The following is a 19,885-nucleotide window of genomic DNA, read 5'->3' on the forward strand; positions in this document are numbered from 1 at the left end:
GTACCGATTGGAATTCAGATCAGGCCGTCGAGCGGCAGGATGTCGACCGGGGCGCCCGCGTCGACTGCCGCGGTATCGTGGCCCAGGACGATGAAGCAGTTGGCGGCCGCGAGGCCGCTCAGCGATGCGGAGCTCTGCGAACCGGCCGGCGCGACGTGCCACTCGCCGTCGGCGGCGCGCGTCGCGATCGCGCGCAGGTATTCGGTGCGGCCCGGGCGCTTCTTCAGCGCGTGCGTGCTGCGCGCCGCGTACATCGCCGGCGGCGGCACGTGCGCGCCCGCCAGCGTCAGCAGCGCGGGGCGCACGATCGCGTAGAACGTCACGGCGGACGCGACCGGATTGCCGGGGAGCCCGAAGAACAGCACGTGGCCGGCGTCTTCGCCGGCGCGCGCGAGCGTGCCGCATGCGAGCGGCCGGCCGGGCCGCAGCGCGAGGCTCGCGAACGTCACGTCGCCGAGCCGCGCCATCACGTCGCGCGTGAAGTCGGCTTCGCCGACCGACATGCCGCCGGACGTGATCACCGCGTCGGCGTCGGCCGCGACGGCGTCGCGCAGCGCGCGTTCGAGCGCGGCCGGATCGTCGCGGACGATCCCGAGATCGAAGGCGTCGGCGTGCAGTCGTTCGAGCATCGCGATCAGCATCCCGCGATTGCTGTCGTACAGCGTGCCGCGGCCGAGCGGCTCGCCGGGTTCGCGCAGTTCGTCGCCGGTCGAGAACACGGCGACGCGGATCCGGCGCCGCACCGCGACTTCGCGCAGGCCGAACGACGCGAGCAGCCCGAGGTCGGACGGGCGCAGGATGCGGCCGGCGGCGAGCGCACACGCGCCGCGCGCGAGATCCTCGCCGGCCCGGCGGCAGTTCGCGCCGCGCGCGACATCGTGCGCGGCGAAGCGGACGACGTCGCCATCGACGCGCACGCGTTCCTGCGGAATGACGGTGTCGCAACCGGCCGGCATCGGTGCGCCGGTCATGATCCGGATGCATGCGCCGGGCGCGACCGCGGCGTCGAACGGATGGCCGGCGTACGCGGTGCCGGCGACCGTCAGCACGATGTCGGCCGCGGATGCGAGCGCCGCTGCGCCGCCGTCGAACGCATAGCCGTCCATCGCCGAGTTGTCGTACGCGGGAATGTCGAACGGCGCATTCACGTCGGCCGCGAGCACGCGGTCCAGTGCATCACGCAGCGACACCGTGTCGCACGCGTCGACCGGCACCGCGAATCGGCACGCGAGCGCCTGCGCATCGGCGAGCGACAGCGGGGCCGCGGAATCGGGTGCGGTTCGGGAGGCGGGCGAGGAGTGCGTGATCATCAGTCTGACGGCGCCGCAAGGCGTATCGGGTTCGTGGCCGGTGGCGCGACGAGGGCGCCCGAGCGCGCAGGCGCATGCGGCGGGCGGGAACGGTGCCGCATGCCGTCAGCGGCGGGCAAGCGCGGCGAGTTCCTGCCAGGAGTTGGCATTGTAAAACGCACGCTCGTCGCGAAACTCGACTTCGACCGTCTTGTGGCGTGCGTACCACGCACGCACTTTGCGCTCGCCGGCCGCGAGGCCGGCGGCCAGGTCGTCGGCGAGCGACGTGCGCAACAGCGCGAACGTCGGCTGCGGCGAGCGCGCGTGCTGTGCGTCGACGGTCACCGCCATCGCGATGTCGGCCTGCTGCGCGTCGAGCGCGGCGTGCAGCCGCGCGACGAGATCGGCCGGCAAGTACGGTGTGTCGCATGGCGCACACGCGACGAGCGGTGCGCGCGCTGCGCGCATGCCGGCGAGCAGGCCCGCGAGCGGGCCGGGGAAATCGGGCGTGTCGTCCGCGACGATGCGCGCGTCGAACGGCGCGCCGAGTTCGGCGTACCGCTCGACGTTGCGATTCGCGCTGATCAGCGTTTCGTCGACCTGCGGTGCGAGCCGCCGAAGCACGTGCAGCGCGAGCGGCGTGCCGTCCAGCAGCTGCAGGCCCTTGTCGGCGCCGTCCATGCGCGTCGCGCGTCCGCCCGCGAGCAGCAGGCCGGCGATGGAAGGCGAGGCGAAAGCGGACATCGCGGGAATCGGGGGCGGCGGGCGCGCGTCAGCCGCCGATGTACGACATTTCGACGCGCTTGCCGGCGCGGTCGGCCGCAGCGTCGGCGGCCGCGCTGCCGCGCAGCTGCGAATAGCGGTCGGTGCGGGCCTGCCAGATCCGGGCGATCGCGGTCGCGATCTCGGCGTCGCTCGCGCCGCCGCGCACCAGCGCGCGCAGGTCATGGCCGGTCGACGCGAACAGGCACAGGTACAGCTTGCCTTCGGTCGACAGCCGCGCGCGCGTACAGTCGCCGCAGAAGGCCTGCGTGACGCTCGAGATCACGCCGATCTCTCCGCGGCCGTCCGCATAGCCCCAGCGCTGCGCGGTTTCTGCCGCGGTGTGCGGCTCGAGCGGCACAAGCGGGAAGCGTTCGGCGATCCGCGCGATGACGTCCGCCGACGGCAGCACCTCGGTCATGTTCCAGCCGTTCGACGTGCCGACGTCCATGTATTCGATGAAGCGCAGGATCACGCCGGTGCCGCGGAAGCGTTCGGCCATCGGCAGGATTTCGCCGTCGTTGGTGCCGCGCTTCACGACCATGTTGACCTTGACCGGTGCGAGTCCCGCGGCCTGTGCGGCGAAGATCCCGTCGAGCACGTCGGCGCTCGCGAAGTCGGCGTCGTTCATGCGCTTGAACAGCGCGTCATCGAGCGCGTCGAGGCTGACCGTCACGCGCGTGAGGCCGGCATCCTTCAGCGCGCGCGCCTTGCGCGCGAGCAGCGAGCCGTTGGTGGTCAGCGTCAGGTCGAGCGGACGGCCGTCGTGGGTCGTCAGGCGCGCGAGGCGCTCGATCAGGAATTCGAGGTTCTTGCGCAGCAGCGGTTCGCCGCCGGTGATCCGGATCTTTTCGACGCCGTGTGCGACGAACAGCCGCGCGACGCGCTCGATCTCCTCGTGCGTGAGCAGCGCGCTGTGCGGCAGGAACGGGTAGTCCTTGTCGAACACGTCGCGCGGCATGCAGTACACGCAGCGGAAGTTGCAGCGATCCGTCACCGAGATGCGCAGGTCGCGCAGCGGCCGGGCGAACGCGTCGGCCAGGGCGCCGTCGGGCGCGTGCGCGACGCCGGAGACATCCGGCATCCCGCTGACGTCGGTGAGAGGAATGATGCGTCGGGACATGTTGAAAGAAGTGCGAGCCAGATCTCTATTCTAGCCGCAAGCGGCTCCCCGGACCGGTGGGCGGAAACCCGCAGCGCGGAAAAGAAAAAGCCCGCCGGAGGGCGGGCTTTTTCTGGTCGGGCGGAGCGCCGCTTAACGCTGCGACGTTTCGACCTGCTGCATCGGGGTCGAGTCGACCGGCGGCAGCGCCTTGCGTTCGCGCGGCACGCGAGCCGGACGCGGCAGGCGCGACGCGGCTTCCTGCGCGGCGCGCAGCTTGTCGGCGTCCGTGTTCACCCACACGAGGCCGGCTTGTTCCAGCACGACGTCGAGGTTCGACGAAGCGGCGGCAGCGGCCGGTTGCGTGGGCGCCGGTGCAGCAACGGCTTGCACCGGTGCGGCCTCGACGCGAGCCGGTTCGACCGCTGCCGGAGCCACTTCGGCTGCGGCGGCCGGTGCCGGTGCGGCTTGCTCGACGGGCGCGGGCTGTTGCGCTTCGACGGCAACCGGCGCGGCCGGCACTTCGAACGCGTCGGTCGGCGACACCGCGACCGGAGCCGGGCCGGCCTCCGCCGCGGCAGCCGGTGCGACTGCTGCGACCAGAGCCGGTTCCGCTGCCGGAGCGGCCGGTGCCGATTCGGCGGCCGGAGCCGGCTCGATCGGCGCGACCGGCGTCGCTTCGACGCGAACCGGTGCCGGTTGCTCGTCGACCGCGGCCGGCGCGACCGCTTCGGCGCGCCGCTCGACTGCGGCTTCGGCAACGGCGGCGCCTGCAGCAGCGACGCCTGCCACCGCAGCCGCCGCGACCGGTGCGGCCGTGTGGGCCGGCTCGCCCGCGCTCGGGGCTTCCGTCGTCACGACCTGCGCGGCGGCTTCACCGTCCACGCCTTGGTCCACGACTGCGCCTTCGTCCTCGCGCTCGCGACGACCGCCGCGGCGACCGCGGCGGCGGCGACGACGTTCCTCGCCGTCACGTGCACCGGCTTCCGCGTCGGCAGCCACGTCGGCACCCGGCAGCGCGGTTGCGAGGGCCTGCTCGGCTTCTGCTTCCGGATGGTTCTCGCCACGGGTCACGGTCTCGAGCGTAGCCGCATGTTGCGTCGGCTTGCGGCGCTCGCCGCGCTCGCGACGTTCACCGCGTTCCTGGCGCTCGCCGCGGCCGGCTGCTTCGACGGCTTCCGGCTGCTCGGTGCGCTCGCGCGGTTCGCGGTTCTCGCGCGGTTCGCGCGGCTCCCGGCTTTCACGCGGCTCGCGACCTTCGCGGCCTTCGCGCGGGCCGCGGCCCTCGCGACCTTCGCGACCCTCACGGCCTTCACGGTTTTCGCGCGGCTCGCGGGCTTCGCGCGGTTCGCGACCCTCACGTGGTTCACGCGGCTCGCGCGCTTCCTTGCCTTCGCGTTCCTGGCGTGGCGACTGGCCGCGGCCTGCCGCTGCCTGGTCGCGCCCGCCCTGGGCCTGCTGGGCGCCGCCGCGACGGTTGCGGTTGCGATCGCCGCCGCGCTGCTCGGTCTTCTCGGTCCGCTCGCGGGCCGGACGGGCGGCCGGTTCCTTCGCCGGTGCCGGTGCAACCGGCGCGGGCGCGGGCGCCGGCGACATGCCGAACAGGCCCTTCAGCCAGCCGATGAAGCCGCCGCTTGCCGCGGCGACCGGTGCGGGGGCCGGAGCCGGCGCGGGCGCTGCCTCGACCGCGCGCTGCGGTGCCGGGCTCTCCGGCGTGATGCCCTTGACCGCTGCTTCCTGCTTCGGCTTCACGTCGGCCGCGCGCTTGCTGTAGCCGGTTTCCGACTCCAGTTCGCGGGCGGCTTCCTCGGCCATCTTCCAGGATGCACGCGGATCGTCGAGGCGCGCGTCGTCGTGGCGCAGGCGTTCGAGCTTGTAGTGCGGCGTATCGAGGTGCTTGTTCGGGATCAGCACGATGCCGACCTTGAAGCGCGACTCGATCTTGTTGATTTCCTGACGCTTTTCGTTGAGCAGGAAGGCGGTCACCTCGACCGGCACCTGGCAGTGGATCGCCGCGGTGTTTTCCTTCATCGCTTCTTCCTGAATGATCCGCAGGACCTGCAGCGCGGACGATTCGGTGTCGCGGATGTGGCCGGTGCCGTTGCAGCGCGGGCACGTCACGTGGCTGCCTTCCGACAGGGCCGGGCGCAGGCGCTGGCGCGACAGCTCCATCAGGCCGAAGCGGGAGATCTTGCCCATCTGCACGCGCGCACGGTCGTGCTTGAGCGCATCCTTCAGGCGCTGTTCGACTTCGCGCTGGCTCTTGGCCGACTCCATGTCGATGAAGTCGATCACGATCAGGCCGCCGAGGTCGCGCAGGCGCAACTGGCGGGCCACTTCGTCGGCCGCCTCGAGGTTCGTGCGGGTCGCCGTTTCCTCGATGTCCGCGCCCTTGGTCGCGCGCGCCGAGTTCACGTCGATCGCGACGAGCGCTTCGGTGTGGTCGATCACGATCGCGCCGCCCGACGGCAGCGGCACCGTGCGCGAGTACGCGGTCTCGATCTGGTGCTCGATCTGGAAGCGCGAGAAGAGCGGCACGTCATCGTGGTAGCGCTTCACCTTTGCGACGTTGTCCGGCATCACGATGTCCATGAACGCGCGGGCCTGATCGTGGATTTCGTTCGTGTCGATCAGGATTTCGCCGATATCGGGCTGGAAATAGTCCCGGATCGCGCGGATCACGAGGCTCGATTCCAGATAGATCAGCATCGGCTGGCCGGGGTTGCCGCTTTGCGACGCCGCTTCGATCGCGCGCCACAGCTGCAGCAGGTAGTTCAGGTCCCACTGCAGTTCCTCGGCGCTGCGGCCGATCCCTGCGGTGCGGGCGATCATGCTCATCCCGTCCGGAATCTGCAGCTGCGCCATGGTTTCGCGCAGTTCCTGGCGCTCGTCGCCTTCGATCCGGCGCGACACGCCGCCGCCGCGCGGGTTGTTCGGCATCAGCACGAGGTAGCGGCCGGCGAGCGAGATGAACGTCGTGAGGGCGGCGCCCTTGTTGCCGCGCTCTTCCTTCTCGACCTGGACGATCAGCTCCTGGCCTTCGCGCAGGGCATCCTGGATGCGCGCCGAGCGCATGTCGATGCCTTCCTTGAAGTACTGGCGGGCGACTTCCTTGAACGGCAGGAAGCCGTGGCGGTCTTCGCCGTAGTTGACGAAGCACGCTTCGAGCGACGGCTCGATGCGGGTAATGACACCTTTGTAGATATTGCCTTTGCGCTGTTCGCGCCCGGCGGTTTCGATGTCGATGTCGATGAGCTTTTGCCCATCGACGATGGCGACGCGCAGCTCCTCCTGCTGCGTCGCATTGAACAGCATGCGTTTCATGAACGACTCCAGGCGGCTCTGCTGCCGGCGCCTCGCGGTTGTCAGTCGCGAGGGCGGGAACGACGGCAGGCCGCGCCTTGTTGTGTTGTCACGAGCACGCTGGAGCGGGAAGGGTGGCGGGGAGAATTGCCTGAAGAGGCGCTTGGGCCCGAAAGACGGGGCCGGCGGCCATAGGGCACCTGCGAACACGGCTTCAAAGCACGGCGTCCACACACCGCACGCTGCGAAAGCGCGCTAAGCCTGAGACCGGGGCACTGCCACGGGGCGCGCGCAATGCGTCGCGCGCGCCGACGGGCGGCAGATGCTGCGGCTTGGGCCGCAGCGGGGAGTATCGAATCCAGCCCGACTTTCCCGCCTGGGGTGTACTTCCCTGGTTTGACGTCGCCAAGCCCCGCACGCTTCGCGGGGCCAAATCGGGCGCAACGCCGTAATTTTCGCAACCTGCAGCCTGCGGACGCACTTCGCGCCGTCGGGCTGCCGATCAAATTCTTTTCAACCAACTTTCCGTTACCGCGGCGCCTTGCCGACCGAATCCGCCTGTGGGCGAAATCCTTGCCGACGGGCAGCGCCGTGCGTGCAACTTGCTGCATCTCTTTGATTAGGGGCGAGCAGCGGACCCCCGGCGCAAGTAAAATAACGGTTTGCGCTTGCGCCTTGCCCGATTCAGCCGGGGCCGGCCTGTCAGGCCACCCTCAACGTCAGGCTGGGCAAAATTATATTCAGTATGAATGAGTTAGGCAAAATATCCCAGAATTCAGTCGCAAGCGGCCAGGTCTCGATGATCCAGATCGACGAAAACTCGGCCGGTCAGCGGATCGACAACTTCCTGTTGCGCGTCTGTAAGGGCGTGCCCAAGAGCCATATTTACCGGATCCTGCGCAGCGGCGAAGTGCGCGTCAACAAGGGCCGGGTCGACGCGCAGTACCGCCTAGCGTTCGGCGACCTCGTGCGCGTGCCGCCCGTGCGCGTCGCGGCTGCCGACCTCGCGCGCGCCGACACGCCGATCGTCCCGCCCGCGCAGTTCGACGTGCTGTACGAAGACGACGCGATGCTCGTCATCAACAAGCCGGCCGGCGTCGCGGTGCACGGCGGCAGCGGCGTCGCGTTCGGCGTGATCGAGCAGATGCGCCAGGCGCGCCCGCGCGCGAAATTCCTCGAACTCGTGCACCGGCTCGACCGCGAGACGTCCGGGATCCTGATGCTCGCGAAGAAACGCTCGGCGCTCGTCGGCCTGCACGAGCAAATCCGCGAGAACCGGATGGACAAGCGCTACTTCGCCTGCGGACACGGCGAATGGCAGCCCGACTGGGGCCGGCGCCGCGCGGTGAAGGCGCCGCTGTTCAAGTACTCGACCGCGGAAGGGGAGCGGCGCGTGCGCGTGCAGGACGACGGGCTGCCGTCGCATACGGTGTTCAACCTCCTCGATACGTGGCCCGGCTACGCACTCGTCGAAGCGGAACTCAAAACGGGTCGGACCCATCAGATCCGTGTGCACCTCGCGCATCTCGGCCTGCCGATCGCCGGCGACGCCAAGTACGGCGATTTCGCACTGAACAAGGCACTGGCGCGCGCAAACGCGCAGCCGTCGCTGAAACGGATGTTCCTGCATGCGCACCGCCTGAAGCTCGCGCACCCGCTGACCGGCGACGCGCTGCAGTTCGACGCGCCGCTGCCGGACGAATGCCGGCGCTTCCTCGATCAACTCAGCGCTCTGCGCGATACCGCCTGACTCGCATGGCCCGACAGCAATTTGATCTGATCGTCTTCGACTGGGACGGCACGCTGATGGATTCGACTGCGCATATTGCGTACAGCATCCAGGCCGCGTGCCGCGATCTCGGCCTGCCCACGCCGTCCTACGAGGCGTCCCGATACGTGATCGGCCTCGGGCTGCGCGACGCGCTGCAGATTACCGCTCCGACCCTCGATCCGTCCGATTATCCGCGGCTGGCCGAGCGCTACCGCTATCACTACTTGCTCGACGATGAGCGCATCGAGCTGTTCGCCGGCGTGCGCGAACTGCTCGCGGAACTGCGCGACCTGGGCTACCTGCTCGCGGTCGCGACCGGCAAGGGCCGGGTCGGCTTGAACCGCGTGCTCGACCAGTCGAAGCTGACGAGCGTGTTCGATGCGACGCGCTGCGCGGACGAGACGTTCTCGAAGCCGCATCCGGCCATGCTGCACGAGCTTTCCCGAGAATTGGGGCAGGATCTGGCGCGCACCGTGATGATCGGCGACACCACGCACGACCTTCAGATGGCTGCGAGCGCCGGGGCCGCCGGCGTCGGCGTATCGTATGGCGCACACACGGCCGATGCGCTGGCGGCGCTGTCGCCGCGCTTCGTCGCGCCGGACGTCGTCGCGCTGGCGGCATGGCTGCGGGAGCACGCATGAGCGGGGCGGCGGACGCCGTGCGCGTGTGCGCGTCGGACGCGCTGACGGACGGCGGCGCCGGCGTGCGCGTCGACGCCACGCTGCGCGGCGAGCAGGCGGTCGTGTTCTTCGTGCGCTACGACGGCCGCGCATACGGTTACCTGAACCGTTGCGCGCATGTGCCGATGGAGCTCGACTGGGCCGAAGGGCAATTTTTCGAATCGTCGGGCCTGTACCTGATGTGCGCGACGCACGGCGCGATCTACGCGCCGGATACCGGCAAGTGCGTGGGCGGCCCGTGCCGCGGCGGCCGACTGCGGCCCGTCGAGGTGGACGAGCGCGACACGCCCGACGGGCGTGCGGTATTCTGGGTGCCCGATGCCGACCTGCGTCCCGCGGCGCCGACGCCTCCCGCCACGACCGATTGACGACACCACCGCATGGCCGACCAACCGAATACCCCTGATTCCTCGTCCCGCCCCGACAGCCGCGAACCGAACTGGGAGCGCGCGGCGCTCGAGCGGATCGCGCTCGCGGCCGTCAGGGAACAGCGCGCGGCGCGGCGCTGGAAGATCTTCTTCCGCTTCGCGTTCCTCGGCGTGTTCGTGCTGCTCGCGTTCGCGCTGATCGATTTCTCGAGCGACTCGAAGTTCTCGGCGAGCGGGCGCCATACGGCGCTCGTGACGATCGACGGCGAGATCGCGGCCGGTACCAACGCGAACGCGGACGACATCAACACGGCGCTCGATGCCGCGTTCGACGACGACGGCACGGCCGGCGTCGTGCTGCGGATCAACAGCCCGGGCGGCAGCCCGGTGCAGGCCGGGATGGTCTACGACGAGATCCGCCGGCTGCGCAAGAAGTATCCGGAAAAACCGCTGTACGTCGTCGTGACCGACATGTGCGCATCGGGCGGCTATTACATCGCGTCGGCCGCCGACAAGATCTTCGTCGACAAGGCGAGCATCGTCGGGTCGATCGGCGTGCTGATGGACGGCTTCGGCTTCACGGGCCTGATGGGCAAGCTCGGCGTCGAGCGCCGCCTGCACACGTCGGGCGAAAACAAGGGCTTCTACGACCCGTTCTCGCCGGAGACGCCGAAGATGGACGCCCATGCGCAGGCACTGCTCGACCAGGTCCATGCGCAGTTCATCAAGGCCGTGAAGGACGGCCGCGGCAAGCGGCTGCACGAGACGCCCGACATGTTCTCCGGCCTGTTCTGGACGGGCGAGAAGAGCGTCGAGCTCGGGCTCGCCGACGGCTACGGCACGACCGACACGGTCGCGCGCGACGTGCTGAAGGCGCCGGATCTCGTCGACTACACGGTGAAGGAAAGCCTGACCAACCGCGTCGCGCGCAAGTTCGGCGCGGCGGTCGGCAGTGCGGCGATGAAGGCGCTCGCCGCCGGCGGCGCGTCGTTCAGCCTGCGCTGAGCGGCGGCCGGCCGACCGGCGCGGCAGCGAACCGGGGCGGGGTCCCGTGCCGCCGTGGGTGGTGCCGAGGGCAGAGCGTCAGTTCGCGAGCAGCAGGAAGATCGCCGGGCGCTTGTGCAGGTTCGGCGCCGGCGCTTTTTTCCAGTCGGCCACCGAGCGGCTGGCGATCGTCTCGGTTTCCAGGGTCAGGTCGGCCGCGACGCAGATCTGTGTCGACGGCGCGCAGGTCGCAACCAGCGTGTCGAGCATCGCGTGATTCCGGTACGGCGTCTCGATGAAGATCTGCGTCTGGCGCGCCTTGCGCGACAGCTGCTCGAGTTCGCGCAGGCGCTTCGCGCGCGCGGCCGCATCGACGGGCAGGTAGCCGTTGAATGCGAAGCTCTGGCCGTTCAGGCCCGACGCCATCAGCGCGAGCAGGATCGAGCTCGGCCCGACGAGCGGCACGACCTTCACGCCGCGCTCGTGCGCACGGCGCACGAGCAACGCGCCAGGGTCGGCCACGGCGGGGCAGCCGGCCTCGGACACGAGCCCGGCGTCCGCGCCCGCCAGCACCGGCGCGAGCAGCCGGTCGACCTCGCCGGCCGGCGTGTTGACGTTCAGTTCTCGAATGTCGATTTCCTGGATCGGCCGCGTCGTGCCTATTTTTTTCAGGAACGCGCGCGTCGTTTTCGCGTTTTCGCCGATGTAATAGCCGAGCGTGCCGGCGCGCGCCTGCACGGCCGCGGGCAGCACGGCGGCGAGCATCGACGCGTCGCCTTCGCCGAGGGTGTTCGGAACGAGATAGAGCGTGCCGGCCGTCATGCGCGGTCTCCGTGGTTGGCGAACAGCGGATAGCCGGCGGCGCGCAGCATCCGCGTGAGCGCGATCAGCGGCAGCCCGACGAGCGCCGTCGGGTCGCTGGAGTCGATCGCATCGAGCAGCGCGATCCCGCGCCCTTCGGACTTCGCACTGCCGGCGACGTCGTACGGCGTTTCCGCGCGCAGGTACGCATCGAGTTCGGCTTCGGGCAGCGTGCGAAAGCGCACGTGCGTGACGACGTCCTCGCTGTGCGTTTCGCCGGTGCGGCTGTCGTACAGGCTGAGCGCGCTGTGGAACTCGACGTCGCGGCCCTGCATCGACACGAGTTGCGCGAGCGCCCGCTCGTGCGTGCCGGGCTTGCCGATCTGCAGGCCGTCGAACGTCGCGACCTGGTCCGACCCGATCACGAGCACGCCGTCCGGCGCGTCGATGGTCGCCGCGACGGCCCGCGCCTTCGCGCCTGCAAGGCGCAGCGCGGTCGCGGCGGGCGTTTCGCCGGCGAGCGGAGTTTCGTCGAGGTCGGGCGACACGACGTCGAACGGCACGCCGAGGCGCTCGAGGAGCGCGCGGCGGTAGCGGGAACTGGAGGCGAGAATCAGCCGCGGCGGGCGGCAAACGGTATCCGGCATGGTCGGTTGGGTCGGTGAATCGTCAGGTGTGATGCGGCGTTGCGCGGACGCAAGCATAAGTGATTGACCGTAAAAGGTAAAACAGGTATGCTTTCCCGCTTTTCGTCGGCAGGCTTTCGTTGTGGTGGCGCCTGCCGGGTCTTCGGAAGTAAAGTACGTCAATCGTGCGTGACCGAGATCACGGACGAGGGCGGCGCCGAATGAGCGACGTCAGCAAGCCGGATCCCGCAAGTCAGCCCGTGGACAGGAGCGCAACATGAACACCTCTTCTGGCAAGCCTGCGGCAGCGCTTGATCCGCATGCAGTCGACCTGTTCGAATTCGCCCGCAGCGGGCGCCAGGCAGCGGGTGCGGTGCGCCTGTCGCAACTGCCGCGCATGCTGAACGAAGTGCCGGCGGACGCGCCCGATCGCGACACGGTCTTCACGTGGCAGGCCGAGGGGTTCACCCAGAAGGAGCTGCAGGACGACGGCACCGACGGGCAGCAGCCGTATCTGCGTCTCGCGGTGCACGGCCATGCATGGCTCACGTGCCAGCGCTGCATGACCCCGTACGACCAGACGTTCGACGTCGACATGACGTACCGGGTCGTTGCGACCGAAGACGAAGCTGAAGAATTTCCGCTCGACGACGATGAAGCCGATGTGATCGTGGGCTCGCGCCAGTTCGATCTCGTCGACTTGATCGAAGAGGAGTTGCTGCTTTCGTTGCCGCTCGTGCCCAAGCACGAGGTTTGCCCGGCAGTTCACGAAAGCCTCGTGTCGGGTGCGAGCGGTCCTTCGGAAGACGCGGACGACGAGTCCGCCGAAGACGAGGACGAAGGCAAACGGCCGAATCCGTTCGCAGCGCTGGAAGCGTTGAAGAAGGACGGGGACGGCAGCAAGAAACACTAAGCAGTTGTGGCGCGGGAAGGCGTAAGGGCTTTGGGCCAGGGTAGTTAAGCGCCGGATCGGGCTGTGTTAGAATCCGGAAAATTATTTAGGAGTTAGTCATGGCAGTCCAGCAAAACAAGAAGTCGCCGTCGAAGCGCGGCATGCATCGTTCGCACGATTTCCTGACGGCAGCGCCGCTGGCAGTCGAGCCGAGCACGGGTGAAGTGCACCTGCGTCACCACGTCAGCCCGAACGGCTACTATCGCGGCAAGAAAGTCGTCAAGACGAAGAACGACTAAGCGTCAAGTCACGCGTTGCGCGCTACGATCGCCGTTCGCGTGACAACTGGTTCGCTTGACACTTTCCTGGCTCAACAAAAAGGCGGCATTCAACTGCCGCTTTTTTGTGCCTGAAATTCGTCGCATTCCATGACCGTAAAGCTCACAATCGATTGCATGGGAGGCGACCACGGCCCGTCCGTGACCGTTCCCGCGGCAGTCAAGTTCGTCCGCGCGCATCCCGATGCGCACCTGATGCTCGTCGGCATCGAAAGCGCGATCCGCGCTCAGCTGAAGAAGCTGAAAGCCCTCGACGATCCCGCGCTGACCATCGTGCCCGCCACCGAAGTCGTGGCGATGGACGACCCTGTCGAAGTCGCGCTGCGCAAGAAGAAGGATTCTTCGATGCGCGTCGCGCTCAACCACGTGAAGGAAGGCGCGGCGCAGGCCTGCATCTCCGCCGGCAACACCGGCGCGCTGATGGCCGTTTCCCGTTACGTGCTCAAGACGCTGCCCGGCATCGAGCGGCCCGCGATCGCGTTCGCGCTGCCGAACCCGACCGGCTACACGATGATGCTGGACCTCGGCGCGAACGTCGACTGCGAGCCGCAGCACCTGCTGCAGTTCGCGGAGATGGGGCACGCGCTCGTCGCCGCGCTCGAAGGCAAGGAGCGTCCGACGATCGGTCTCCTGAACATCGGCGAAGAAGTCATCAAGGGCAACGAGACGATCAAGCGCGCAGGCGAACTGCTGCGCGCCAGCACGCTGAATTTCCGCGGCAACGTCGAAGGCAACGACATCTACAAGGGTACGGTCGACGTGATCGTCTGCGACGGCTTCGTCGGCAACGTCGCGCTGAAGACTTCCGAAGGGCTCGCGCAGATGCTGTCCGACATCATCCGCGAGGAGTTCGGCCGTTCGCTGATGTCGAAGCTGATGGCGCTGCTCGCGCTGCCGGTGCTGATGCGTTTCAAGAAACGCGTCGACCACCGCCAGTACAACGGCGCGGCGCTGCTGGGGCTCAAGAGCCTCGTGATCAAGAGCCACGGTTCGGCCGATGCGTACGCGTTTGAGTGGGCGATCAAACGCGGGTATGATGCCGTCAAAAACGGCGTGCTGGAGCGCCTCACGCGCGCGATGGCGGACAATTCGGTGTCGCTCGGCGACGGCGAACACGACGCAGGCGGCGCAGGCCAGACGAGCCCGGCCGCAGGCCATCACGCCGAACCTTCCGCTGCGCAATCCTCTAAAGCATAAATGGCCCAATCGACTCTCTATTCCCGCGTGCTCGGCACGGGCAGCTATCTGCCGCCCGACCGCGTCACGAACCAGCAGCTCGCCGATCGTCTCGCGAAGGAAGGCATCGAGACGAGCGACGAATGGATCGTTGCGCGCACGGGCATCCACGCGCGCCATTTCGCCGCACCGGACGTCACGACCAGCGATCTCGCGCTCGAAGCGGCGCGCCGTGCGATCGACGCGGCCGACATCGATCCGCAGTCGATCGACCTGATCATCGTCGCGACTTCGACCCCCGATTTCGTGTTCCCGAGCACGGCTTGCCTGCTGCAGAACAAGCTCGGCATCAAGAACGGCGGCGCCGCGTTCGATGTGCAGGCCGTGTGCTCGGGCTTCGCGTATGCGATGGCGACGGCCGACAGCTTCATTCGCAGCGGCCAGCACCGCACGGCGCTGATCGTCGGCGCGGAGACGTTCTCGCGCATTCTCGACTTCAAGGACCGCACGACCTGCGTGCTGTTCGGCGACGGCGCGGGCGCGGTGATCCTGTCCGCGTCGGAAGAGCCGGGCGTGCTCGGCAGCGCGCTGCACGCGGACGGCAGCTATTCGAACATCCTGTGCACGCCGGGCAACGTCAATCGCGGCGTGATCGACGGCAGCGCGTTCCTGCACATGGACGGGCAGGCCGTGTTCAAGCTCGCCGTCAACGTGCTCGAAAAGGTCGCGATCGAGGCGCTCGCGAAGGCGAATCTCGCCCCGGAGCAGGTCGACTGGCTGATTCCGCATCAGGCCAACATCCGCATCATGACCAGCACCTGCCGCAAGCTCGGCCTGCCGCAGGAGCGCATGGTCGTGACGGTCGACCAGCACGGCAACACGTCGGCTGCATCGATCCCGCTGGCGCTCGACGCCGCGGTGCGCGACGGTCGCATCCAGCGCGGCCAGCACGTGCTGATCGAAGGCGTCGGCGGCGGCTTCACCTGGGGCGCGTCGGTCTTCCGCTTCTGATCCGCGGCGCGCCACTGCCGCGTGCGGATCCCGAACCGGCGCGCCGTTCGCGCGCGCCGTCCGAATCGATTCAATTGGGGACGATATGAAATTTGCATTCGTATTTCCGGGGCAGGGCTCGCAGTCGGTCGGCATGCTCAACGCATTCGCCGACCTCGCCGTCGTGCGCGAGACGCTCCAGGAAGCATCCGATGCACTCAATCAGGATCTCGGCAAGCTGATCGCCGAAGGTCCGGCCGAAGAGCTGAATCTGACCACCAACACGCAGCCCGTGATGCTGACGGCCGCGTACGCGTGCTATCGCGCATGGCAGCAGGCCGGCGGCCCGGCGCCGTCGATCGTCGCGGGCCACAGCCTCGGCGAGTACACGGCGCTGGTCGCCGCAGGCGCGATCGCGTTCAAGGACGCGGTGCCGCTCGTGCGCTTCCGCGCGCAGGCGATGCAGACGGCCGTGCCGGTCGGCCAGGGCGGCATGGCCGCGATCCTGGGTCTCGATGACGACACGGTGCGCGCGGTGTGCGCCGAAGCCGCGCAAGCGGGTGTCGTCGAGGCCGTGAACTTCAACGCGCCGGCGCAGGTCGTGATCGCGGGCGCGAAGGCGGCCGTCGAGAAGGCGTGCGAGATCGCGAAGGCGAAGGGCGCGAAGCGCGCGCTGCCGCTGCCGGTGTCGGCGCCGTTCCACTCGTCGCTGCTCAAGCCGGCGTCGGACCAGCTGCGCGACTATCTCGCGAACGTCGACGTGAAGGCGCCGCAGATCCCGGTCGTCAACAACATCGACGTCGCGGTGGTCGGCGATCCGGCCGCGATCAAGGACGCGCTGGTGCGCCAGGCCGCGGGCCCGGTGCGCTGGGTCGAATGCGTGCAGCACATCGCGGGCACGGGCGTCACGCACGTGATCGAATGCGGGCCGGGCAAGGTGCTGGCTGGCCTGACGAAACGCATCGACGGCAACCTGGTCGGCGCGTCGGTGTTCGATCCGGCTTCGCTCGACGAAGCACTGAAGCTCGCGACCGCGTGACGCGGCGCCTTTCCTCAAGAAACGGATATTCGATTCATGGAAAAGACTCTCGATAAACAGGTCGCGATCGTGACCGGCGCGTCGCGCGGCATCGGCCGGGCGATCGCGCTCGAACTCGCGCGCCTCGGCGCGACGGTGATCGGCACGGCGACGAGCGAATCGGGCGCTGCCGCGATCACCGCCGGGTTCGCGGAAGCGGGCGTGACGGGCCGCGGCGCGGTGCTGAACGTCAATGACGCGGCGGCTGCCGAAGCGCTGATCGACGCGACCGTGAAGGAATTCGGCGCGCTCAACGTGCTGGTCAACAATGCGGGCATCACGCAGGACCAGCTCGCGATGCGGATGAAGGACGAGGACTGGGACGCGGTGATCGACACCAACCTGAAGTCGGTATTCCGCCTGTCGCGTGCGGTGCTGCGCCCGATGATGAAGGCCCGCGGCGGCCGCATCATCAACATCACGTCGGTGGTCGGCTCGGCCGGCAACCCGGGGCAGGCCAACTACGCGGCCGCGAAGGCCGGCGTGGCGGGCATGACCCGCGCGCTCGCGCGCGAGATCGGCAGCCGCGGCATCACGGTGAACTGCGTCGCGCCGGGCTTCATCGACACCGACATGACGAAGACGCTGCCGGAAGAACAGCAGGCCGCGCTCAAGACCCAGATTCCGCTCGGCCGCCTCGGCAGCCCGGAAGACATCGCCCATGCCGTCGCGTTCCTCGCATCGCCGCAGGCCGGTTACATCACCGGCACGACGCTGCACGTGAACGGCGGCATGTACATGTCGTAACGGTTTTCGTTTACCATCCGCGCCGTATCCCGATTTTCAGGCGGATCGGCGCTTGATCGACCATCAAGCCAACGCGCGTTTTGGCGTCAGCAAACCTGATAAAATGCGCGCACTTGTAAATCTGAACTTTCCCTCGGAGGGGTAATGGACAACATCGAACAACGTGTCAAGAAGATCGTCGCTGAACAACTGGGCGTCGCCGAAGCCGAGATCAAGAACGAAGCTTCGTTCGTGAACGACCTGGGCGCCGACTCGCTCGACACCGTCGAACTGGTGATGGCTCTGGAAGACGAGTTCGGCATGGAAATCCCGGACGAAGAAGCAGAGAAGATCACGACGGTTCAGCAAGCGATCGACTACGCTCGCGCGAACGTCAAGGCGTAAGCGCCTTCGCGCTTGTCTGCCACGTCGCCGCGATCTTCGCGTTTGACGCGCCATCCTGCCGGCAACCGCGCCGGACGGACTAACAGCCACAGGGCTCGCAGGGCTGGTTCCTGTGGCCACTGTGGCTTTTGCTTTTGTCATCCAATGGAAAAGAGGTTACCGTGAGCCGCCGTCGTGTTGTCGTTACAGGCCTGGGGCTGATTTCGCCTGTTGGCAATAATGTTGCCGACGGCTGGGCCAATCTCGTCGCCGGCAAGTCCGGCATCGCCACCGTCACGAAGTTCGATGCGTCGAACCTCGCTTGCCACTTCGCCGGCGAAGTGAAGGGTTTCAGCGCCGAGGAATACATCCCGGCGAAGGAAGCCCGCAACATGGATACGTTCATCCATTACGGCATCGCAGCCGGCGTCCAGGCCATCAGGGACAGCGGCCTCGAAGTGAACGAAGCCAATGCGGAACGCATCGGCGTGCTGGTCGGCTCCGGCATCGGCGGCCTGCCGATGATCGAAGACACGCACCAGACCTACGTCGATCGCGGCGCACGCCGCATTTCGCCGTTCTTCGTGCCGGGTTCGATCATCAACATGATCTCGGGCCACCTGAGCATCATGTTCGGCCTGAAGGGCCCGAACCTCGCGGCCGTCACCGCCTGCACGACCGGTCTGCACAGCATCGGCCTCGCGGCGCGCCTGATCCAGGCCGGCGACGCCGACGTGATGGTCGCGGGCGGTGCCGAATCGACGGTGTCGCCGCTCGGCATCGGCGGCTTCGCGGCCGCGCGTGCGCTGTCGACCCGCAACGACGATCCGGCCACCGCGTCCCGTCCGTGGGACAAGGATCGCGACGGTTTCGTGCTGGGCGAGGGTGCGGGCGTGATGGTGCTCGAGGAGTACGAAGCGGCGAAGGCGCGGGGCGCGAAGATCTATGCGGAAGTCTCGGGCTTCGGCATGACGGGCGATGCGTACCACATGACCGCGCCGAACATGGATGGCCCGCGCCGCTGCATGGTCGCGGCGCTGCGCGACGCCGGCGTGAACCCGGATGAAGTGCAGTACCTGAACGCGCACGGCACGTCGACGCCGCTCGGCGACAAGAACGAGTCGGACGCGGTGAAGGCGGCGTTCGGCGAGCATGCGTACAAGCTCGTCGTGAACTCGACGAAGTCGATGACGGGTCACCTGCTGGGTGGCGCAGGCGGCCTCGAATCGGTGTTCACGGTGCTCGCGCTGCACAACAACGTGTCGCCGCCGACCATCAACATCTTCAACCAGGACCCCGAGTGCGATCTCGATTACTGCGCGAACACCGCGCGTGACATGAAGATCGACGTGGCCGTGAAGAACAACTTCGGCTTCGGCGGTACCAACGGCACGCTGGTGTTCAAGCGCGTCTGACGAAGAATCGCTTGACGAGTCCATTCGATGCTCCGGCCGGGCGTCCGCAGCGCTTTGCGTTGCGGGCCTCGGCCGTGTCGTATGTCGTGCTGGCTGCGTTCGTCGCGGCGTCCGCCGCGTCCGCGTACCTGTTCTGGGCGCCGCGGGCCGGTGCGGCCGCCGGCGCGTGCGTGTCCGCGGCCACGGCTGCGCTGCTCGCCGTGTGCGCTGCGCGGGCCTGTGCCTGCCGGCTGCCGGCCGAGCTGCAGATCGATGCGTTCGGGGAGATTGCGGCGTTTGGCCGCACCGGGCGCCTGCTGGCCCGGGGCCGCGTGACCGGCCATGCACACTGGAGCAGCCTGCTGCTCGTGCTGTCGGTCGGGCAGGGTGCCCGGCGCGCCCGGCCGCTGCTGATTCCGGCCGATGCGCTCGACGCCGCGTCGTTCAGCGCGCTGTCGGTGCTGGCGCGTACCGCGGGCGCGGCGGGGCGGGCGTGATGGCGGCGCGGTTACCTGCCGTAACCAGCGGCCGTCGCCGGAACGCTACAATAACGCTCCGCGTTGCATCCCTAGTTAACGGATTTGTCAGGTGAGTGAAAAAGAAATCGATCAGGCTCTGGTCGAGCGCGTACAGAAAGGCGACAAGGCAGCGTTCGAACTCCTGGTCTCCAAATACCACCGCAAGATCATCCGGCTGATCTCGCGCCTCGTGCGGGATCCCGCGGAGGTCGAGGATGTGGCCCAGGACGCGTTCATCAAGGCGTATCGTGCGCTGCCGCAATTTCGCGGCGAGTCGGCGTTCTACACGTGGTTGTACCGGATTGCCGTCAATACGGCGAAGAACTACCTTGCGACGCAGGGCCGCCGGGCGCCGACCTCCACCGAGGCCGATGCCGAGGAAGCGGAAACTTTCTCCGACGCAGACCAACTAAGGGATATCAACACGCCTGAGTCGATGTTGATGAGCAAGCAGATTGCCGAGACGGTCAACGCTGCAATGGCCGTCCTGCCCGAAGAACTGCGCCAGGCGATCACGCTGCGCGAGATCGAGGGCCTGAGCTACGAAGAGATCGCGGAAATGATGGATTGTCCGATCGGGACGGTCCGGTCGCGGATCTTCCGGGCGCGCGAGGCGATCGCTGCTAAATTGCGTCCGCTGCTCGATACGCCCGAAGGCAAGCGCTGGTAAGCGCGACGGGCGCAACGACGCGGGTCGGGG

20 protein-coding genes are annotated in these 19,885 nt (G+C 68.1%); 14 read left to right on the forward strand and 6 right to left on the reverse strand.

Going from position 1 to position 19,885, the window contains the following annotated elements:
* Positions 1-14: 14 nt before the first annotated feature.
* From moeA to Q3A80_RS17050, 4 genes are all read right to left on the reverse strand, one after another.
* Positions 15-1,310 carry a molybdopterin molybdotransferase MoeA gene (gene moeA / locus Q3A80_RS17035; RefSeq protein WP_446330105.1) on the reverse strand — a complete coding sequence of 432 codons (1,296 nt, stop codon included), beginning with the start codon at positions 1,308-1,310 and terminating at the stop codon, positions 15-17.
* 105 nt (positions 1,311-1,415) lie between these two features.
* A complete protein-coding gene (gene mobA / locus Q3A80_RS17040) occupies positions 1,416-2,033 on the reverse strand; it encodes a molybdenum cofactor guanylyltransferase MobA (RefSeq protein ID WP_446330106.1) in 618 nt (205 codons plus the stop codon).
* Positions 2,034-2,061: 28 nt separating this feature from the next.
* Positions 2,062-3,174 carry a GTP 3',8-cyclase MoaA gene (gene moaA / locus Q3A80_RS17045; protein WP_446330107.1) on the reverse strand — a complete coding sequence of 371 codons (1,113 nt, stop codon included), beginning with the start codon at positions 3,172-3,174 and terminating at the stop codon, positions 2,062-2,064.
* Positions 3,175-3,306: 132 nt separating this feature from the next.
* Positions 3,307-6,477, reverse strand: a complete 3,171-nt coding sequence (locus Q3A80_RS17050) for an Rne/Rng family ribonuclease (RefSeq protein ID WP_446330108.1) — start codon at positions 6,475-6,477, stop codon at positions 3,307-3,309.
* Between the two features lie 724 nt (positions 6,478-7,201).
* Here Q3A80_RS17050 and Q3A80_RS17055 point away from each other — a divergent pair.
* Genes Q3A80_RS17055 through Q3A80_RS17070 form a run of 4 tightly spaced genes read left to right on the forward strand, consistent with a single transcriptional unit; the run spans position 7,202 to position 10,283 of the window.
* Positions 7,202-8,206 (forward strand): RluA family pseudouridine synthase, encoded by a 1,005-nt coding sequence (locus tag Q3A80_RS17055; protein ID WP_446330109.1) that lies wholly within the window; start codon positions 7,202-7,204, stop codon positions 8,204-8,206.
* Positions 8,207-8,211: 5 nt separating this feature from the next.
* On the forward strand, positions 8,212-8,871 hold the full coding sequence (locus Q3A80_RS17060) for an HAD-IA family hydrolase (protein WP_446330110.1): 660 nt from the start codon (positions 8,212-8,214) through the stop codon (positions 8,869-8,871).
* On the forward strand, positions 8,868-9,278 hold the full coding sequence (locus Q3A80_RS17065; RefSeq protein WP_446330111.1) for a Rieske (2Fe-2S) protein: 411 nt from the start codon (positions 8,868-8,870) through the stop codon (positions 9,276-9,278). The genes Q3A80_RS17060 and Q3A80_RS17065 overlap by 4 nt, the downstream gene beginning before the upstream one ends.
* Positions 9,279-9,290: 12 nt before the next feature.
* Positions 9,291-10,283 carry a S49 family peptidase gene (locus Q3A80_RS17070; RefSeq protein ID WP_446330112.1) on the forward strand — a complete coding sequence of 331 codons (993 nt, stop codon included), beginning with the start codon at positions 9,291-9,293 and terminating at the stop codon, positions 10,281-10,283.
* Positions 10,284-10,361: 78 nt separating this feature from the next.
* On the opposite strand, the gene Q3A80_RS17075 is transcribed toward Q3A80_RS17070, so the two are convergent.
* Positions 10,362-11,084, reverse strand: coding sequence for an SAM-dependent methyltransferase (locus Q3A80_RS17075; RefSeq protein ID WP_446330113.1), 723 nt, complete (start codon positions 11,082-11,084; stop codon positions 10,362-10,364).
* A complete protein-coding gene (locus tag Q3A80_RS17080) occupies positions 11,081-11,710 on the reverse strand; it encodes a Maf-like protein (protein ID WP_446330114.1) in 630 nt (209 codons plus the stop codon). Before Q3A80_RS17080 ends, Q3A80_RS17075 begins: the two co-directional genes overlap by 4 nt.
* Before the next feature lie 256 nt (positions 11,711-11,966).
* Here Q3A80_RS17080 and Q3A80_RS17085 point away from each other — a divergent pair, with 256 nt between their 5' ends.
* The 10 genes from Q3A80_RS17085 to rpoE all read left to right on the forward strand — a co-directional run bounded on the left by Q3A80_RS17085 (position 11,967) and on the right by rpoE (position 19,855).
* Positions 11,967-12,602: a DUF177 domain-containing protein gene (locus Q3A80_RS17085; protein WP_446330115.1), complete on the forward strand. Its 636-nt coding sequence runs from the start codon at positions 11,967-11,969 to the stop codon at positions 12,600-12,602.
* Between the two features lie 98 nt (positions 12,603-12,700).
* Positions 12,701-12,880 carry a 50S ribosomal protein L32 gene (rpmF, locus tag Q3A80_RS17090; protein WP_006051932.1) on the forward strand — a complete coding sequence of 60 codons (180 nt, stop codon included), beginning with the start codon at positions 12,701-12,703 and terminating at the stop codon, positions 12,878-12,880.
* A 129-nt stretch (positions 12,881-13,009) separates the two neighbouring features.
* Positions 13,010-14,116, forward strand: coding sequence for a phosphate acyltransferase PlsX (gene plsX / locus Q3A80_RS17095; protein WP_446330116.1), 1,107 nt, complete (start codon positions 13,010-13,012; stop codon positions 14,114-14,116).
* Positions 14,117-15,106, forward strand: coding sequence for a beta-ketoacyl-ACP synthase III (locus Q3A80_RS17100; protein ID WP_446330117.1), 990 nt, complete (start codon positions 14,117-14,119; stop codon positions 15,104-15,106).
* Positions 15,107-15,191: 85 nt separating this feature from the next.
* Positions 15,192-16,124: an ACP S-malonyltransferase gene (fabD, locus tag Q3A80_RS17105; RefSeq protein ID WP_446330118.1), complete on the forward strand. Its 933-nt coding sequence runs from the start codon at positions 15,192-15,194 to the stop codon at positions 16,122-16,124.
* Between the two features lie 36 nt (positions 16,125-16,160).
* Positions 16,161-16,910 (forward strand): 3-oxoacyl-ACP reductase FabG, encoded by a 750-nt coding sequence (gene fabG / locus Q3A80_RS17110; protein WP_040143757.1) that lies wholly within the window; start codon positions 16,161-16,163, stop codon positions 16,908-16,910.
* 144 nt (positions 16,911-17,054) lie between these two features.
* Positions 17,055-17,294: an acyl carrier protein gene (gene acpP, locus Q3A80_RS17115; protein WP_004197638.1), complete on the forward strand. Its 240-nt coding sequence runs from the start codon at positions 17,055-17,057 to the stop codon at positions 17,292-17,294.
* Positions 17,295-17,455: 161 nt separating this feature from the next.
* Entirely contained in the window at positions 17,456-18,688 is a 1,233-nt protein-coding gene (gene fabF, locus Q3A80_RS17120; RefSeq protein WP_446330119.1) for a beta-ketoacyl-ACP synthase II, read from the forward strand.
* A gap of 11 nt (positions 18,689-18,699) precedes the next feature.
* Complete coding sequence (locus Q3A80_RS17125) at positions 18,700-19,164, forward strand: hypothetical protein (RefSeq protein WP_446330120.1); 465 nt, start codon at positions 18,700-18,702, stop codon at positions 19,162-19,164.
* 91 nt (positions 19,165-19,255) lie between these two features.
* Positions 19,256-19,855 carry an RNA polymerase sigma factor RpoE gene (rpoE, locus tag Q3A80_RS17130; RefSeq protein ID WP_006752490.1) on the forward strand — a complete coding sequence of 200 codons (600 nt, stop codon included), beginning with the start codon at positions 19,256-19,258 and terminating at the stop codon, positions 19,853-19,855.
* The last annotated feature ends 30 nt before the right edge of the window (positions 19,856-19,885 follow it).

The organism is Burkholderia sp. SR8, from assembly GCF_052851275.1.

Bases quoted from the DNA above. Each gene is read 5' to 3' on its own strand.
- Q3A80_RS17085 (WP_446330115.1), top strand. From the start codon at position 11,967: ATGAACACCTCTTCTGGCAAGCCTGCGGCAGCGCTTGATCCGCATGCA.
- moaA (WP_446330107.1), bottom strand. From the start codon at position 3,174: ATGTCCCGACGCATCATTCCTCTCACCGACGTCAGCGGGATGCCGGAT.
- moeA (WP_446330105.1), bottom strand. From the start codon at position 1,310: ATGATCACGCACTCCTCGCCCGCCTCCCGAACCGCACCCGATTCCGCG.
- mobA (WP_446330106.1), bottom strand. From the start codon at position 2,033: ATGTCCGCTTTCGCCTCGCCTTCCATCGCCGGCCTGCTGCTCGCGGGC.
- Q3A80_RS17070 (WP_446330112.1), top strand. From the start codon at position 9,291: ATGGCCGACCAACCGAATACCCCTGATTCCTCGTCCCGCCCCGACAGC.
- rpmF (WP_006051932.1), top strand. From the start codon at position 12,701: ATGGCAGTCCAGCAAAACAAGAAGTCGCCGTCGAAGCGCGGCATGCAT.
- Q3A80_RS17055 (WP_446330109.1), top strand. From the start codon at position 7,202: ATGAATGAGTTAGGCAAAATATCCCAGAATTCAGTCGCAAGCGGCCAG.
- Q3A80_RS17065 (WP_446330111.1), top strand. From the start codon at position 8,868: ATGAGCGGGGCGGCGGACGCCGTGCGCGTGTGCGCGTCGGACGCGCTG.
- Q3A80_RS17075 (WP_446330113.1), bottom strand. From the start codon at position 11,084: ATGACGGCCGGCACGCTCTATCTCGTTCCGAACACCCTCGGCGAAGGC.
- Q3A80_RS17100 (WP_446330117.1), top strand. From the start codon at position 14,117: ATGGCCCAATCGACTCTCTATTCCCGCGTGCTCGGCACGGGCAGCTAT.
- Q3A80_RS17050 (WP_446330108.1), bottom strand. From the start codon at position 6,477: ATGAAACGCATGCTGTTCAATGCGACGCAGCAGGAGGAGCTGCGCGTC.
- fabD (WP_446330118.1), top strand. From the start codon at position 15,192: ATGAAATTTGCATTCGTATTTCCGGGGCAGGGCTCGCAGTCGGTCGGC.
- fabG (WP_040143757.1), top strand. From the start codon at position 16,161: ATGGAAAAGACTCTCGATAAACAGGTCGCGATCGTGACCGGCGCGTCG.
- plsX (WP_446330116.1), top strand. From the start codon at position 13,010: ATGACCGTAAAGCTCACAATCGATTGCATGGGAGGCGACCACGGCCCG.
- Q3A80_RS17080 (WP_446330114.1), bottom strand. From the start codon at position 11,710: ATGCCGGATACCGTTTGCCGCCCGCCGCGGCTGATTCTCGCCTCCAGT.
- Q3A80_RS17060 (WP_446330110.1), top strand. From the start codon at position 8,212: ATGGCCCGACAGCAATTTGATCTGATCGTCTTCGACTGGGACGGCACG.
- acpP (WP_004197638.1), top strand. From the start codon at position 17,055: ATGGACAACATCGAACAACGTGTCAAGAAGATCGTCGCTGAACAACTG.